This is a genomic window from Vitiosangium sp. GDMCC 1.1324 (assembly GCF_003044305.1).
Classification (GTDB): Bacteria; Myxococcota; Myxococcia; order Myxococcales; family Myxococcaceae; genus Archangium.
Genome location: NZ_PZOX01000004.1, coordinates 223,651 through 238,014 on the forward strand (window position 1 = coordinate 223,651; position 14,364 = coordinate 238,014).

Below are 14,364 nucleotides of genomic sequence, written 5' to 3' on the forward strand. Positions count from 1 at the left end.
GCAGGGCTGGAGGTGGCGCGAGCGCCTCTCCTGCCCCGGGAAGTCCAGACATGGACGGTCACGGAAGCCGGATGCGCTGCATGGCGAAGTCGGTCCGCCGGTAGTCGAGCGGGTTGATGACCGTCCCCAGCAGCACGAGTGTGCCATCCTCCGCGAGCTTCCCGACGGTCGGGCTGAGGCGGAACGGAGGCGTGCCGCCCGGAGCGAAGTCCGGGTCAAGTGACCCATCTGGTAGGAGTTGCAGGAGGCCTTTCGTCGTAATGACCAGCAGCTTTCCTCCCGGACGGACCAGGAAGTCGACCAGCGCTCCTTCCGTGGACGGGAGCCTCAACTGGCCGCCCTCTCCAAATGTCGAATCGAGCGTTCCGTCGGACAGGAGCCGCGCGAGCCGCACTCCACTGGGAGAGGAGCCACTCCGGCCGCCCAGCATCAATCCACCGTCCTCGAGTGGCACCACCTTCAGGCCCCCTTCATTCTCGAGGCTCTCGATGTGGACAACTCCGCCCGAGAACGTGGAGTCGAGCTGACCATCGGGCAGCAAGCGCAACGCAAACACGTCTTTCACGCCTGAGTTGACGACTCCCATCACCACGAGCTTACCGTCCGGCAACCGGGTCAGCGCGTTACCGGAGGTGCTGGCTCCGCCGCTGTACTGCACTACGCCGCCCGTGCCGAAGGTCGGGTCCAGGGCCCCATTGGAGAGGTAGCGGTGGAGCCTCAACACCCACCCCGTCCCGCTGTCCGAGAGCGTATTGAACCCCACCACGGGGGACCCCTCTGCAGTGAGCGCCAGCCCGAAGTCCTTCACGCCTCCGGTCGCCTTCGAGTAGGTAGCGACCAGGTCGAGGGGGGCGTCCGGAGCACTCGTCTTCCAAAGCCTCATCTCCTCCTGGCGGGACTGCGGCTGGCCGGAGAGGTAACCCACGATGAAGAAGGTCCCGTCGTCGCGCCGGACGATGTCACTGGCCCAGGTTCCCCAATCCGAGATGAAGCCACACGTGCCGCTGCGGGGTGCGCCGTCCGGCCCGAGGACCACCCTCATCACTCCCCCAAGGGGTCCCTCGGAACCATGGGACTCGGTGCCCACAGCCAACAGCCCCCCCTCCGGCAGGAACAAGAAGTCGAAGGGATATTGATTCTGCCCGCGCGGCAAGACGGTGAAGTCCGGTTCCACGCATGCACATGAAGTGCAAGAACCCGGAATCCCACCATCGGGCTCCGTCCCGGCATCGGACTCCGTCCCGGCATCAGGCTCCGTCCCGGCATCGGACTCCGTCCCTGCATCGGGCTCCGTCCCGGCATCGGACTCCGTCCCTGCATCGGACTCCGTCCCTGCATCGGACTCCGTCCCTGCATCGGACTCCGTCCCGGGACCGGACCCCTTGCACGCAAGAGCCAGTCCCCACAGCCCGCAGGCGAGAACCAATGCCAGCGGACCCACCCAACCTCGAACCCATTGCGTCATGTCCCCTCCGATTTGAGAGACATTCTAGACAAGGAGCACCTGCTCCGGCCTTCTCTTCAGCCCTGGGAGTCCATGTCCGAGGCCAGTTCCTCGGGAGGACTCTCGCTCTCGGCCCGGCGCTGCGGCAGGAAGTGGAACACGATGATGCCGTCGAGCACCAACAGGCCCGGGAGGTAGAACCACGGGCCCACGGCATAGGGGCTCATCATCAGGAAGAACCACAGCGAGACCCAGACGCCCATGAGGATGAGCACGAGCGGGTGCAGCGCGGACAGGCCGCGGTGGCGAACGGCGGAGCACGCGAGCAGCAGCAGCGTGCCCTGGGTGAGCGGTGAGAGCGGCTGCTCCGCGCCCGACAAACCAGACACCTGAAGCGTGCCGCGCGTCCACGGCAGCAGGAGCGAGAAGGAGCAGATGACGACGCCCAGCACCACCCAGCGGTGCGAGCGGATGCCGCGAGTGCCCGCCTCCAAGTCGCCGGAGTCCTCGGGCGTGTCCGCGAAATAGATGCGGCCCTGGTCGTAGCCGAGCATCAGGGCTGCGAGCAGCCACACCAGCGAGATGAACCCGACGCCCAGCATGCGCAGGGCGAACGTGCAGGTGAGCAGGGCGAAGAGCTGCGCGATGGCCGGGTGCTGGGTGTCCTCGGGGAGGTTCTCGAGCGACTCCGGCAGGCGGCGAAGGGGAGTGGCACCACGCTCCTGCAACTCGGGCTGGCTGATGAGTCGCCACTCGTTCACGGCCACCAGCGGAGCCATCAGGAGCATCACCGCCGCGCCGGCCACCCCGATGCCCGCGATGAATGGCACCATCGACAGCAGCAGCGCCAGTCCCACGAGCCCCAGGCCGAGCAGCGTCAGGGAGCCACCGGGAAGCAACGAGCGCAGAGCCGGGTGGTCCAGCACGCTCTGGAAGGCCTCGCTGACCAGCCCGCCCACGGAGCGCAGGGGCTCGGCCACCTTGGAGAGGAGTTGCTCCAACCGCTCGGCGGCCGAGGGGGGCGGAGCCTCCCACGCGTAGTCCGGGTTGTAGCCATCCTCGCCCGCGTTGTAGCCCTCTCCGCCCCCCTGGGAGTCGAGGAGCTGGCCACACTCGGTACAGAAGCCGAGCGACTCATCGGAAATGGCGTGGCCACAGTTCGAGCAGTTCATGGGGGGAGTCCAAAGCGGGGGGCGTTCAGCTTAGGCCAGGGGTGGCTCGCGGTGGTAACGGCCCCCGCCCGCCACGGACAGCGGCGTCGAGCCTGCCCGGTTGGAGCCCCTCTCAGTCGAGGTATTGCACCTTGCAGCCCGTACCGTCGAAGACGACCAGGGTGCGCCGATCGGGACGGACCTTCACATCGCAGCGCGCCGAGCTCCCGGGAGCGGAGAACTCGAGCTTGTAGCGGCCCGCCTTCCAGCGGCGCAGGGTGAGGGGCAACTCCTCGCGCCCACGCTCCGGCAACATCACCGCCGCCTTCCCCATCAGCGCGGGGACCGTGCCCAGGCGCAGCTCCCCCTCCCCCTCCAACACCTCCTCGGCGGGAGCTGGCGCGGGAGCAGGTGCCGCACCCGAGCGAACCTGCTCCCGGGAGGAGTGCTTGGGCTCGCGCTTCGGACGGGCCAAGGGAGCGGCAAGCGGCTCCGGCTTCACCTCGGAAGCAGCAGCCGCCACCGCCTGGGCCTGGGCGGGCTCGGGGGGCGCGACGGGCTCGCGCGCCTCGAGCTTCGGCGCCTGCGCGGACGGTTGCGCGGGCACCGGGGCGGGCGCGGCCACGGGGGGCACCGGAGCGGGCTGCTCCATGGGCGCCGACTCCTGGCGTGGAAGCAGGAAAGCGGCCCCGGCGAGCGAGAGCGCCAACGCCACCACCACTCCCGCCACGGGCGCCCACACCTTGCGGCCGCCCGTGCGACGGCTGGCGGGAACCTTCGAGGCCGTCACGGCCGATGACACGCCAGAGCCGCCTCCCCGGGCCCGGCGTGGGCTCGACGTGGAGACGGAGACCTGCTCGCCCTCCTCGCGGACGTAGCCCGAGAGCGAGCCGGGGCCTACCGGGAGACCGGCCCCGAACGCCACCGCCTCCAGTTCCTCGCGCATGGTGCGCGCATCGGGGTAGCGCTCGTCCGGCTTGAGGCGCATGGACCGCTCCACCACGGTGATGAGGCCGCGAGGCAGCTCCGGGCACACGCGCGAGAGCGGCTCCCAGTCGCCCCGTACCAGCGCGGTGTGGCGGGAGATGAGCGTGGGGTACGAGTCCAGCGGGCCCACGCCCGCGGCGAGCTGGTAGAGGGTGACGCCCAGCGAGAAGAGATCGCTCCTCCCGTCGAGCAGCTTGCCCATGGCCTGCTCCGGGGAGAAATAGCCCGCCTTGCCCTTGGTGGTGCCTGCGCGGGTGAGGTTGCGGTTGGTGGCCGCCTTGGCGATGCCGAAGTCGATGAGCTTCAGCGAGCCCCCCGCGGTCAGCAGCAGGTTCTGCGGCGACACGTCCCGGTGCACCAGGTTGGGCCGGGCGTGCACGGCCTCCAGGGCCGCGCAGGTGGCGATGCCTATCGCCAGCAGCCCCTCGTCCGTGAAGCGCTCGCCCCGGGAACGCAGCGCTTTCTCCACTCCCGCGAGCGACTCACCGGGCACCAGCTCCATGGCCATGTAGAGGAGCCCGTCCGCCTCACCCACCTCGTAGATGTGGACGATGTTGGGGTGGCTCAGCGTGCAGGCGGTGCGCGCCTCGTCGAGGAACATCTCGCGGAAGTCCTCGGACTCGGAGAACTCCGGCCGGATGACCTTCAGCGCGACGGGGCGGGTGATGCCCCCGGTGAGGGCCTGCTCGGCGCGATAGACCTCGGCCATGCCGCCCTGGGCGAGAAGGCGGATGACTCGGTAGCGGCCAACGATGGTCCCAGGCTCGATGGAGGACAAGGCCCCCAGAGCCTATCACCACAGCATGTCTTGATCCTCGGTGACGCCCGGCACCCCGGACAGGGTGTGCGTCCGGCCCTCCACTCGCACCGTGCCCTCGAAGAGGCCGAGCGGCTGGGCGAAGTGGCTCACCACCACCTTGAAGTCGTGGTCCTCGCGGTGGACGTAGAGGGGTTGGAAGCGCAGGTCCACCGCCCCGTCCTCGGTCCGCATGCGCCAGGGGCTCATGAGCTCGCGAGGGTCGTACTCGAAGCGGGCGCGGGCCAGGGGGTAGAGCCGCTCGCCGAGCCAGAGGGCGTTCTCGTTGGCGCCGGCACTCTCGTTGAAGCCCTCGACGAGGTTGAGGCTCACCGGAGTGCCGTCCGCCAGCCGTCCCGCGAGGAAGGCCCAGCGCCAGGTGGTGTGCCGGGCCATGTAGCCCTGGGTGTAGTCCGTGCCGCCCACCCCACCATCCAGCCGGAAACGCTTCCCCCCGGCCTCCAGGCTGCCGAAGGCCAGCATCCCCCCGCGCTTCTGGGTGACGTTGACGAAGCCATCCCCGCCCACGGGCGCAATCACGGTGAGCGCCGGAGGGCCACCGGCCACCAGCAACTCCCCGTTCCACTGGAAGGACTGGAGGCTGCCGGTGCGCAGCCGGCTCACGTCCACCAGCAGGCGGTAGCGCTCGTCGTCCTCGCCGCGGCGCGCCGAGAGCCGTCCGCCCAGGGTGCGGAACGAGGCCGACAGCCCCGCGCCCGGCTTGTCACTCACCTCGGCGAGCGGGCCCGGGGCGCCCAGGAAGCTGACGTCACAGAGGAGCCGCTGCTCCTTGAGGTCGAGCGCCACGGCGAAGGCGTTGGCCGAGTAGCCCACGTCCACCACCGCGAAGAGCGCGAGCACCTCGGGCGTGGCGGCCAGGGTGTAGTGCCAGCGCTTGCGCTTGAGCAACCGTGCAGGAGCTGCCGCGGGAGCCCACCGGCCCTTGAGCCGGGAGAGGTCCACTTCGGGCAGCTCGCCCTGGTAGGTGCCGAATCGGGGTTCACCGGACGCTGTGGCCACGGAGGCCGGCGCCGCAAGGAGACTCACTTCTCGCTCCGGAGTCATTTCATTTCTCAAGGTGGGCCATGTCCTTCCCATACGCCACCCGGCCCTGGGGTGCGACGGATCACTCGAGCACAGAACGATGTCCCCCGTGTGAACGGAAGGACCCTCCTCGAGCGGCACGCGGGGCACCCAGCTGGAGCGCCCCATGAGGCCACCCCCGAGCATCACATCCCGTGAAACGCGATATACCGGGAGTGCAGCAAACTCATGAAACACACACCCAGGAGAGACACGTGCGAGCGAAGTTCATGGGCGGAATGGTGTTGATGGCGGGCCTGCTGTCGGTGGGCTGTGGCGGCGCCGTGGCGAACGTCGAGGAGCAGTCGGACCTCGGCACGCGCGAGGACGCGCTGCCCGCGTGCGGCGGCCAGCAGTACGAGCGCATCTTCTACGCCGAGCCCGAGCACATCACCGAGATTGGCACCTGGCTGTGCTTCTGCGGCGACAGCAGCGCCTACGTGTACGGCCGGTCGAGCGCCTATTACGAGTACACCTACAAGAGCTACTGCGCCGCGGCTCCCGCGGACCCGCGCTAGAGCACGCCTCACGCTGCGCGCGCGAGGCCGTGGACATTCCAGGACGCTTTCATCACGGCCGGGTGTCCACGGACTCGAGGCGGCTCAGGAGCGGCCGAAGATGATGCGCTCGTCGCCCAGCAGCCGAGCCGTGCAGGCCAGGAACACGAGCGCCAGGGTGCCGCAGCTCACCAGTCCCAACAGGAAGGGCAACGCGCCCATCGACTCGCCGCGCATGAGCTCCTGCACGAGCATCTCCTGACCCAGCACCGGCACGGCGAACATCCACGTCTTGCTCTGCACGGGCGAGAGCACCAGGACCATGCCGGGCAACGTGGGGAGGAAGGTGAGCAGCTGCATGTACGTCTGCGCCTCCTTGAAGGAGCGCGCGAAGGTGGACAGCAGCATCTGCGCCGACGAGGCCATCAGCGCCAGGGGCAGCACCGCCGCCCACAAGCCGAGCACCGTCGCCGCGTCCAGCCGCACCTTCACACCCAGGTCCTGCAGCGGCACCCGGTGCATCACCGCCATGAAGCCCATCAGACACACGGTGGCCGCGGCGCAGGCGAACACCACCGTGGCCAGCCACTTGCCCGCCACCAGCGCCTCGCGCTGCACGGGGTTGAGCAGCAGGGACTCCAGCGAGCCGCGCTCGCGCTCGCCAGCCATGGCGTCGATGGCCACGTTCATCCCGCCCGAGAAGGCGGCGAGCACCAGGAAGATGGGGATGATGGTGAGCAGGTTGGCCGCCAGCCGCTCGGGCGTGGACAGGTCCACCTCCTCCACCTTCACGGGCGCGGCCAGCTCCGGAGCCACGCCGCGCGCCAGCAGCCGCTGCGAGCCCAGCATCCCCGAGTACGCGTTGAGCAACTGCTCCACCCGATGAATGGTGGAGCGCGCCTGGTTGCGCGAGTTGTCCATCACCAGGTGGACCGACGCCGTGCGTCCCGCCTCGAAGTCCTTGCCGTAGTCCTCGGGGATGATGAGCACCGCGTCCAGCTTGCCGGCCTGGATGCGGGCCTCGTAGTCGGCGGGCGGCTCGGTCAGCGTGGCGCCGGAGCGCTCCAAGAAGGCGATGAGGCTCGGGGCGTGTGCCCGCCCCACCACTGGCAACTCCAGCGGCTTGTCCTTGCTGAACCAGGACGCCATCACCGTGAACATCACCCCGAAGATGATCGGCCCCATCAGGGTGAAACCCAGCGCGCTCATCACCGAGCGCCGGTCGCGCAGGTGGTCGCGCAGCTCCTTGCGGAACACCGTGGAAAGGAGCGCTCTCACTGCATCAACCCCTGGTCAGTGCCAATGACCGTCACGAATGCCTCCTCGAGGCTGTCCTTGCCCGTGCGAGCGCGCAGCTCGTCCGGAGTTCCCTCCGCCACCACGCGCCCGCGAGCCACCACCACGATGCGGTCGCACAGCGCGGCCACCTCCTGCATCACGTGGCTGGAGAACACGACGCAATGTCCCTGCTCACGCAGCCGGCGGATGAGCGTGCGGACCGCGCGCGTGCTCATCACGTCCAGCCCGTTGGTGGGCTCGTCCAGCAGCACGTTGCGAGGCCCGTGCACGAGCGCCCGCGCCAGTGCCACCTTCATGCGCTCGCCCTGGCTGAAGCCCTCGGTGCGCCGGTCGGCGATGTCCTTCATGTCCAGCAGTTCCACCAGCTCGCCGATGCGCGCATCGAGCGCGGCGCCGGACAGGCCGTGCAGCTCACCGGCGTAGCGCACGTGCTCGCGAGCGGTGAGGCGTGGGTAGAGACCTCGCGCGTCCGGCAGCACGCCGATGGCGCGGCGCACCTCGAGCGGACGCTCGGCCACCTCGAGCCCGTCCACCTTCGCACTGCCCTTGTCCGGCCGGATGAGCGTGTAGAGCATGCGCAGCGTGGTCGTCTTGCCCGCGCCGTTGGGCCCGAGCAGACCGGTCACCACGCCGTCCTCGGCGCGGAAGCTCACGTCCTCCACCGCCGTCACCGCGCCGAAGCGCTTGTGCAGGTTCGTCACTTCAATCATGTCAGGGCACCGGGCCGGCAAAGGAGGTGAAGAAGGGCGGACGCTTGAGACCCTCGCCGCACTTCGACTCGAGCCCCTCCACGCTTCCGCGCGTCACGAAGTCCGCCATCAGCGCGCGGGCACAGCCGATGGAGCTCGTCCCATGTCCCACGCCGGGCAGCACCACGTGCAGGCTGTGCGTCAGCGTGCGCTTGGCGTCCTCGGCCCACGAGGGCGGCGTCACCGGATCCAACTCACCGGACAGCAGCAGCACCGGCACGTCCGACTTCACCGGCTCGCGGTAGTCCTTGGGCAGCTCGCCGCGCGGCCAGAACGCGCACGGCTTCAGCATGTTGCGCACGCCCGCCTCGCCCAGCCAGGTGCCCTTCGTCTCGCGGGCAATCGCCTCGTCCGGCATGTGGGGCGCGTCCTCCGCGCACACCACCGAGAAGAACATGCCCTGGCTCAGGTTGCGGCTGAAACCACCGCTCATGCTCTGCTGGATGGCGACGAGGGGGCGCCAGTCGCCCTGGGTGGCCCGGTCCAGCACCAGCGGCACCAGCGCCGCCGCCTCGGGCATGTAGAGCAGCCCGCGCAGCACCCCGGTGAAACCGCCATGGGTGATGGTGACGTCCTCGGGCACACCGGTGAGGGGGTGCTCCACGCGCGAGTGGGCCGGTGCCTTCTCGAGCTGGGCCAGCAGCGACGTGAAGCGGCCCCGCAGGTCCGGGTAGCGCTTCGTGCATGCCGCGTCCTGCTCGCAGTGGGTGAAGAGCAGGTCCAGGGCGCGCTGGCTGTCGCGAGCCACGTAGAGGGGCAACAGGAGCGACATCGGCGCCACGCCCTCGAGGATGACGGTGCGCACGTGCTCCGGGTGCTGGCGCAGGTACACCAGCGCGGCGCGCGTGCCATAGGAGACGCCGTACAGGTTCAGCTTCTCGTAGCCGAGCGCCTCACGCACCTCGTCCAGGTCGTCCATGGCGATGGGCGTGGTGTACAGGCGCACGTCCGCGTCGTAGCCGGCGAGGCACTTGCGGAACGCCGCCTCGAGGAAGGCGTCGTCGAACTGTTGGGCCAGCGGCGCATCGGGAGGCACCGGGTCGCAATCGAGCGGCCGCGAGTCCCCCGTGCCGCGCTGGTCCACGAAGACCAGGTCCCGGTTGCGCTGGATGCGATCCAACAGGGGCACCACCTGCCGGGCCAGCTTCGCGGCGCCCTGCCCGGGACCACCGGCCAGCAACACCAGCGGATCCAACTCGGGCGAGGACGCGAGCGCCGGCACCACCACCACTTTCAGCGGCACCTTGCGCCCCTGCTTCGCCGCGCGGTCCTCCCACACCTCGTAGGTGCCACACAGGGCCTGCCGGCCCACCCCCTCGAGCCGGCACGGGGAGAGCGCCACCTTCCGCCCCGGCTCCTGGGCCGCACTGCGCGTACAGGCGGGCAGGGACAGCAGGGCGCAAAGGACGGCGGGCAGCAGCCGGGATGCGTTGTGCGTTCTCACGGTGGCGAAGGAGTACCACCCCTGCCCAGGCCCGCGCACGTCCCCGGATGGCAGCCCACCCCTCAAGCGGGTTTGAATTGCTCCGCGGCCCGCGCGTCCGCTGCTAAGCCCATGACCATGAAGAAGAACCGCTCGCTCCTCGTCCTCGCGACCGTCAGCCTGGCCCTGCTCGCCGGCTGCGCCTCGCTGAACAAGTTCCTCAAGAACGCCTTCAAGAAGCCGCAGCTCACCTTCAAGACGGCGCGCTTGTCGAAGGCCTCGCTCGCCGACGCCACCGTCGACCTCGTCTACCAGTTGGACAACCCCAATCCGCTGGGGCTGAGCCTGGCCTCGGTGAGCTACGCCTTCTTCGTCGAGGGCAAGCAGGTGGTGGCGGGCACTCCGGCCAAGGGCCTCAACATCGCCGCCAACGGCAAGTCCGAGCTCGTCTTCCCCGCCAACGTGAAGTTCGCGGACATCGTCCCCGTGGTGCAGACGTTCCTCAACAAGGACTCCGCCCAGTACAAGGCCCAGGGCAGCGTGGGCTTCAACACGCCCATCGGCGTCATCAGCTTCCCCCTGGAGCACGAGGGCACCTTCGAGGTCCCCAAGATTCCCCAGGTGCAGTTCGACTCGCCGCGCATCTCCAACGTCACCCTCCAGGGCGCCACGGTGGAGTTCCCCCTCATGGTGAAGAACCGCAACAGCTTCCCCCTGCCGGTGGCGAGCATCAACGGAGCCCTCAAGGTGGCCGGCGCCAGCGTGGGCAACCTCTCCACGGGCGACCTGGGGACGCTCGAGGCCGGCAGCACCCGCCAGCTCACCCTGCCCCTGAAAATCAACTTCCTCAGCGCCGCCGCCGCCGCCAGTGCCCTGCGCTCGGGCGGCAATGCCCAGGTGAAGATGGACGGCCAGCTCCTCTCGGGCGGGCAGAACGTCCCCCTGGATATCTCGCAACTCCTGAATTTCAAGCGCTAGCGGGGCTGACAGGAGGGTCGCCGGGCGGACGAGCTATTGAAGGTTGTCCCCCGGCGCGCCACCCGTTACGGTTGCGCGGCATTCCTTCGGGCCACCCATGCGCCGCATCTTCTTCAAGTCGAAAATCCACCGCGCGACCGTCACCCAGGCCGACCTCGACTATGAGGGCTCGGTCACGATCGACAGCAACCTGCTGCGCGCCGCCGACATCCTTCCCTACGAGAAGGTAGCGGTGTGGAACGTGACGCGGGGCACGCGGCTGGAGACGTACGCCCTGGAGGGCGAGGCGGGCAGCGGCGTCATCTGCATCAACGGCGCGGCGGCGCACCTCAACAAGCCGGGGGACCTGGTCATCCTGGCCACGTTCGCCGAGGTGGAGGCGCACGAGGCGGCCAACTGGAAGCCCACGGTCGTCTTCGTGGACGAGAAGAACCGCATCGTGCCGGGGAGGACGGAGGAGATTCCGGGCCCGGCGCGGCGCATCGCCTGAACGGCGCCGGACGCTCGCGTTCCGCGCGGCTTTACGCTCTCGCGCGGGCTTGCCATGCTCGTGCTCTCCTGCGAGGGGCGATGGCGCCCCGGAGGCGAGGACGCGATGAAGTGGACGTGGGCATGCGGAGGCCTGCTGCTGGCGCTGGCGGGCTGTATCACCACCAAGGAGGCCTTCCGGCCCAACCCCAACGACGAGGATCCGTTGGTAGGCGCCATGCCGATGGTGCGAGCGCCGCTCAAGGACCGGTGCGTGCAGCACGGCACCTCGGCGGTGCGCAGCCACTGTGACGATGCGAAGTACCTGGGGACCGAGTACACGCGGCGGCTGGCCGTGGGGGACGAGATCTGCCTGGAGGGAGGCTATGGAGATGAGCCGGGGCAGGCGTGCAAGGCCCGGGCGGCGGTCATCGACACGGCGCCCAACCAGGTGAAGATCGAGGTGCGCACGGCGAGGCCGGACTCGCGCTGGTTCAACGCGGAGATGCGTCACGCCTGGTACGAAGAGGGAGCGCTGGTGGACCTTTACCTCGCCGAGCGGGGTTACTGAGGGGAGGAGACACGCATGGCCTTCTATGACCCCATCGCCGACAAGGTGAAGAGGCTCACCCCGGCGGAGCTGAAGAAGCTGGCGGACACGAAGCTGTCGGACCTGGTGCAGCAGGAGGTGCCGCGCGCGCGCAAGCGGGTGCTGGAGCTGGAGCAGCGCTACCCGTCGGCGGGGGTGCGCGAGAAGGCCCAGCGGCTCGTCGACGAGAAGAAGCACGTGGCGAGCATGACGGGAGGCATCAGCGGGGTGTTCGGGCTGGTGGGCCTGCCGGTGGACCTGACGGTGATGGCGTGGCTGCAGCTCACGCTGCTGGTGGACCTGGCCACGCTGTACAAGGTGAACCTGAAGAGCGAGCGGTCGCGCGACGAGCTGTTGGACCTGTACGGCTACACGACGGGCGTGGGGCCGGTGCAGCGCTCGGGGCCCCGGGTGCTGGGGAAGGTGGCGGAGGTGCTGCTGAAGAAGGGCGGCCTGCACACGTTGGGGCGGGCGATGCCGCTGGTGGCGGCGCCGGTGACGGCGTACCTGAACAACCAGCACATCCAGAAGGTGGGAGACCACGCGGTGCGCTTCTACGAGGGCTTCGACAAGGCGCACGCGAAGACGAAAGCGGCCTCGCGCAAGGCGAGCTGAGTGTCCGAGCACGCGCCACAGGTGTGTCCGTTGACGGGGGCGTACCTGCGCCCCCACTTCGAGTCCCTGCTCGCGAAGGCAGTGGCGGACGCGCACCTGGCGAAGATGCCACTGACGGTGCTCTGGGTGGACGTGGACGAGACCCAGGAAGGCAACGACACGCGCGGGCGCGCGGCCATGGACGCGGCGCTGAGCGGACTGGTGGACGAGCTCGCGGCGGAGCTGGACGGGCGAGGGCCCATTGGCCGCATGGAGGGAGACGCCTTCGCGGCGAGCCTCTACGCGGTGACGCAGGACATGGGCGCGCGGCTGGCGGAGGGGCTGCGCCGCCGGCTCTCGGCGAGGCGCTTCCGCTCGGAGTCAGACACGTTCCATCTCACGGTCTCGGTGGGCATCGCGGGGCTTCGGCCCGGAGAGCCCTACGGCAACCTGCTGGACGCGGCGGAGGCCGCGTGCGTGCAGGCGAAGCAGGCGGGACGCAACCAGGTGGTGACGCGTTAGCGGCGTCACTCGATGCCGAGCACCTTCATCCGGGCCTTCAAGGTGTTGAGCGCCACGCCGAGTGACACCGAGGCCCGGGTCTTGTTGCCCTGGTGCTTCTCCAGGGCCCCCCGGATGTCCAGCTCTGTCAGATCGCTGGGGCGCTTGCGCACCACCGGCGGCGGCTCCTCGGAGAGCGGGGAGATCCTCGCGGGAGTCGTGGGCACCGCGCCTCCGAACCCCAGCTCCCGCTGCTCCAGATAGGACTTCACCGCCTCCAGCGTCACGAGGGTCCGCTGGCGCTCGAGTCCCTCCAGTTCCTGCTGAGCCGCCTCGCGCGCCACCACCGTCTTCACCGTCGACTCCAGCTCGCGGATCTGCCCCGGCCAGCTCGACCGCTGAAGGAAGGCGATGGCATCCCGGGTCAGCTCGGCGTCGTACTGCTGCTCGACCTTGAGCCGGTGCAGGAACACTTCCACCAGGTGGGGGATGTCCTCGCTGCGCTCCTCGAGCGTGGGGAGGATGATGAAGTCTCCCGCCGCGAGCCGCTGCGCGAGATCCGGCCTCAACGCCGTCTGCCGCAGCGGCACCTTGGACGCGGAGATGAGTCGGAAGCGGGGCGGTGGCTCGCGGAAGTCCGCGGGAGCCCCCAGTGGCGCCAGGCTGCCCGTGCCCTCCAGCACGTCGATGAGGAAGTCCTGGGCGATGCGGGGCAGGAACTCCACCTCGTCCAGGAAGAGCGTGCCCCCGTTGGCGCTGTAGAGCTTGCCCACCCGCGCGATGGATGCCCCCGTGTACGCGCCCTTCACGTGTCCGAGCAGCTCGCTCTGCAGCGCGGCCGGGTCCTGTGGCAGCCGCCCACAGTTGAGGATGACGAAGTTGCCCTCGAGCCCTCCCCGGCTGTGGATCTCCCTCGCGATGAACGTCTTCCCCGTGCCGGAATCGCCTCGGAGGAACACCGGCAGGTAGTGACGAGCGCAGCGGTCGATGGAGCGCTCCAGCCGCGTCGTGACGGGTGACGTCTCCTGCTTAGCCCGAGGCCCCACTCCCAGGCCCAGCGGCACCTCCGCCAGCAGGGTGATGCGGCTCTTGCTGTTGCCGAGCAGCACCACGTCCCCCACCTCGAGCACCCAGTCGCGCGAGGGGCCCACTCGCTGGAAGTGCAGGCGTGCGTCCACCGGGGCCTGTTCCTCCTCACGCCCCATGAAGCTGCCATTCTTCGAGTTGAGATCCCGGAACACCCACCGGTGATCCTCCCGGAACGACAGCCGCCCGTGCTGCCGCGACACCGCGTCGTGGGGAAAGACCACGGTGCACTCGGGCGCCCGCCCGAAGACATAGGAGCGATCCGGGTACAGCGGCACCGTCAGATCCTCGATGCCCTCTCGCTGCACGAGCAGCGCCTTGGGCTCGCGGTAGGGCGCCGCCTCCCAGTTCCGTCCCACCTCCGCGGCCTCTCGCGCCCGGGGCTCCCGTCTCAACCGCTCGTTGCGCGTGTCGATGGCGGGGTCCTCCTCCTGGGGCCCGCTCGCGGGGACGGCCTGGTGGGTCCTCCGGCGCGAGGGACGGCTCGAAGGGGATGGCCTCTCCTGACCTTCCACTCCGCCCGACGCCTCGTCTTCGCTCGTCATCCACGCTCCCACAAGCAGTTCTGCTGTCACGATTGATAGCAGTTTTGACAGGCTCCCGTCGCCGGAGAGATGATAAGAGGCGGCACCCGTACCCCGAAATACCTGGGAACACGGGGCCCGGCATGGGGGGGCAGCTGCTGGCACGCGGCGTGCTTTGAAATCACGCCGGCAGCC

Annotated in this window: 14 protein-coding genes; 6 read left to right on the top strand and 8 right to left on the bottom strand. The window is 69.3% G+C overall.

Annotation, left to right across the window (positions count from 1 at the left end; all coding sequences use genetic code 11):
* Window positions 1-58: 58 nt before the first annotated feature.
* From DAT35_RS13620 to DAT35_RS13635, 4 genes are all read right to left on the bottom strand, one after another.
* Window positions 59-1,042: a delta-60 repeat domain-containing protein gene (locus DAT35_RS13620; protein ID WP_199242881.1), complete on the bottom strand. Its 984-nt coding sequence runs from the start codon at window positions 1,040-1,042 to the stop codon at window positions 59-61.
* A 479-nt stretch (window positions 1,043-1,521) separates the two neighbouring features.
* On the bottom strand, window positions 1,522-2,616 hold the full coding sequence (locus DAT35_RS13625; RefSeq protein WP_108067428.1) for a zinc ribbon domain-containing protein: 1,095 nt from the start codon (window positions 2,614-2,616) through the stop codon (window positions 1,522-1,524).
* A gap of 112 nt (window positions 2,617-2,728) precedes the next feature.
* A complete protein-coding gene (locus DAT35_RS13630; RefSeq protein ID WP_108067429.1) occupies window positions 2,729-4,360 on the bottom strand; it encodes a serine/threonine-protein kinase in 1,632 nt (543 codons plus the stop codon).
* A 15-nt stretch (window positions 4,361-4,375) separates the two neighbouring features.
* Window positions 4,376-5,443 carry a DUF2804 domain-containing protein gene (locus DAT35_RS13635; RefSeq protein ID WP_108067430.1) on the bottom strand — a complete coding sequence of 356 codons (1,068 nt, stop codon included), beginning with the start codon at window positions 5,441-5,443 and terminating at the stop codon, window positions 4,376-4,378.
* A gap of 233 nt (window positions 5,444-5,676) precedes the next feature.
* Here DAT35_RS13635 and DAT35_RS13640 point away from each other — a divergent pair, with 233 nt between their 5' ends.
* Window positions 5,677-5,979, top strand: a complete 303-nt coding sequence (locus DAT35_RS13640; RefSeq protein WP_108067431.1) for a hypothetical protein — start codon at window positions 5,677-5,679, stop codon at window positions 5,977-5,979.
* An 84-nt stretch (window positions 5,980-6,063) separates the two neighbouring features.
* Here DAT35_RS13640 and DAT35_RS13645 read toward each other — a convergent pair whose 3' ends face one another.
* From DAT35_RS13645 to DAT35_RS13655, 3 genes are read right to left on the bottom strand one after another with little or no spacing between them, the layout of a single operon-like run.
* Window positions 6,064-7,236: an ABC transporter permease gene (locus DAT35_RS13645; protein WP_108067432.1), complete on the bottom strand. Its 1,173-nt coding sequence runs from the start codon at window positions 7,234-7,236 to the stop codon at window positions 6,064-6,066.
* A complete protein-coding gene (locus DAT35_RS13650; RefSeq protein WP_108067433.1) occupies window positions 7,233-7,967 on the bottom strand; it encodes an ATP-binding cassette domain-containing protein in 735 nt (244 codons plus the stop codon). The genes DAT35_RS13645 and DAT35_RS13650 overlap by 4 nt, the downstream gene beginning before the upstream one ends.
* Window position 7,968: 1 nt before the next feature.
* Window positions 7,969-9,450, bottom strand: a complete 1,482-nt coding sequence (locus tag DAT35_RS13655; RefSeq protein WP_233261463.1) for an alpha/beta hydrolase — start codon at window positions 9,448-9,450, stop codon at window positions 7,969-7,971.
* A gap of 111 nt (window positions 9,451-9,561) precedes the next feature.
* Here DAT35_RS13655 and DAT35_RS13660 point away from each other — a divergent pair, with 111 nt between their 5' ends.
* The 5 genes from DAT35_RS13660 to DAT35_RS13680 all read left to right on the top strand — a co-directional run bounded on the left by DAT35_RS13660 (window position 9,562) and on the right by DAT35_RS13680 (window position 12,580).
* A complete protein-coding gene (locus DAT35_RS13660; RefSeq protein ID WP_108067434.1) occupies window positions 9,562-10,407 on the top strand; it encodes an LEA type 2 family protein in 846 nt (281 codons plus the stop codon).
* Window positions 10,408-10,504: 97 nt separating this feature from the next.
* Window positions 10,505-10,897 carry an aspartate 1-decarboxylase gene (gene panD, locus DAT35_RS13665; protein ID WP_108067435.1) on the top strand — a complete coding sequence of 131 codons (393 nt, stop codon included), beginning with the start codon at window positions 10,505-10,507 and terminating at the stop codon, window positions 10,895-10,897.
* 105 nt (window positions 10,898-11,002) lie between these two features.
* Window positions 11,003-11,446 (top strand): hypothetical protein, encoded by a 444-nt coding sequence (locus DAT35_RS13670; RefSeq protein ID WP_108067436.1) that lies wholly within the window; start codon window positions 11,003-11,005, stop codon window positions 11,444-11,446.
* Window positions 11,447-11,461: 15 nt separating this feature from the next.
* A complete protein-coding gene (locus DAT35_RS13675) occupies window positions 11,462-12,079 on the top strand; it encodes an EcsC family protein (protein ID WP_108067437.1) in 618 nt (205 codons plus the stop codon).
* On the top strand, window positions 12,080-12,580 hold the full coding sequence (locus tag DAT35_RS13680; RefSeq protein ID WP_108067438.1) for a GGDEF domain-containing protein: 501 nt from the start codon (window positions 12,080-12,082) through the stop codon (window positions 12,578-12,580).
* Between the two features lie 5 nt (window positions 12,581-12,585).
* Here the strand turns inward: DAT35_RS13680 and DAT35_RS13685 are convergent, their stop codons facing one another.
* Complete coding sequence (locus tag DAT35_RS13685) at window positions 12,586-14,190, bottom strand: sigma 54-interacting transcriptional regulator (protein ID WP_108067439.1); 1,605 nt, start codon at window positions 14,188-14,190, stop codon at window positions 12,586-12,588.
* Window positions 14,191-14,364: the final 174 nt, after the last annotated feature.

Bases quoted from the DNA above. Each gene is read 5' to 3' on its own strand.
- DAT35_RS13620 (WP_199242881.1), bottom strand. From the start codon at position 1,042: ATGAGGGTGGTCCTCGGGCCGGACGGCGCACCCCGCAGCGGCACGTGT.
- DAT35_RS13625 (WP_108067428.1), bottom strand. From the start codon at position 2,616: ATGAACTGCTCGAACTGTGGCCACGCCATTTCCGATGAGTCGCTCGGC.
- DAT35_RS13635 (WP_108067430.1), bottom strand. From the start codon at position 5,443: ATGACTCCGGAGCGAGAAGTGAGTCTCCTTGCGGCGCCGGCCTCCGTG.
- DAT35_RS13650 (WP_108067433.1), bottom strand. From the start codon at position 7,967: ATGATTGAAGTGACGAACCTGCACAAGCGCTTCGGCGCGGTGACGGCG.
- DAT35_RS13660 (WP_108067434.1), top strand. From the start codon at position 9,562: ATGACCATGAAGAAGAACCGCTCGCTCCTCGTCCTCGCGACCGTCAGC.
- panD (WP_108067435.1), top strand. From the start codon at position 10,505: ATGCGCCGCATCTTCTTCAAGTCGAAAATCCACCGCGCGACCGTCACC.
- DAT35_RS13670 (WP_108067436.1), top strand. From the start codon at position 11,003: ATGAAGTGGACGTGGGCATGCGGAGGCCTGCTGCTGGCGCTGGCGGGC.
- DAT35_RS13675 (WP_108067437.1), top strand. From the start codon at position 11,462: ATGGCCTTCTATGACCCCATCGCCGACAAGGTGAAGAGGCTCACCCCG.
- DAT35_RS13685 (WP_108067439.1), bottom strand. From the start codon at position 14,190: ATGACGAGCGAAGACGAGGCGTCGGGCGGAGTGGAAGGTCAGGAGAGG.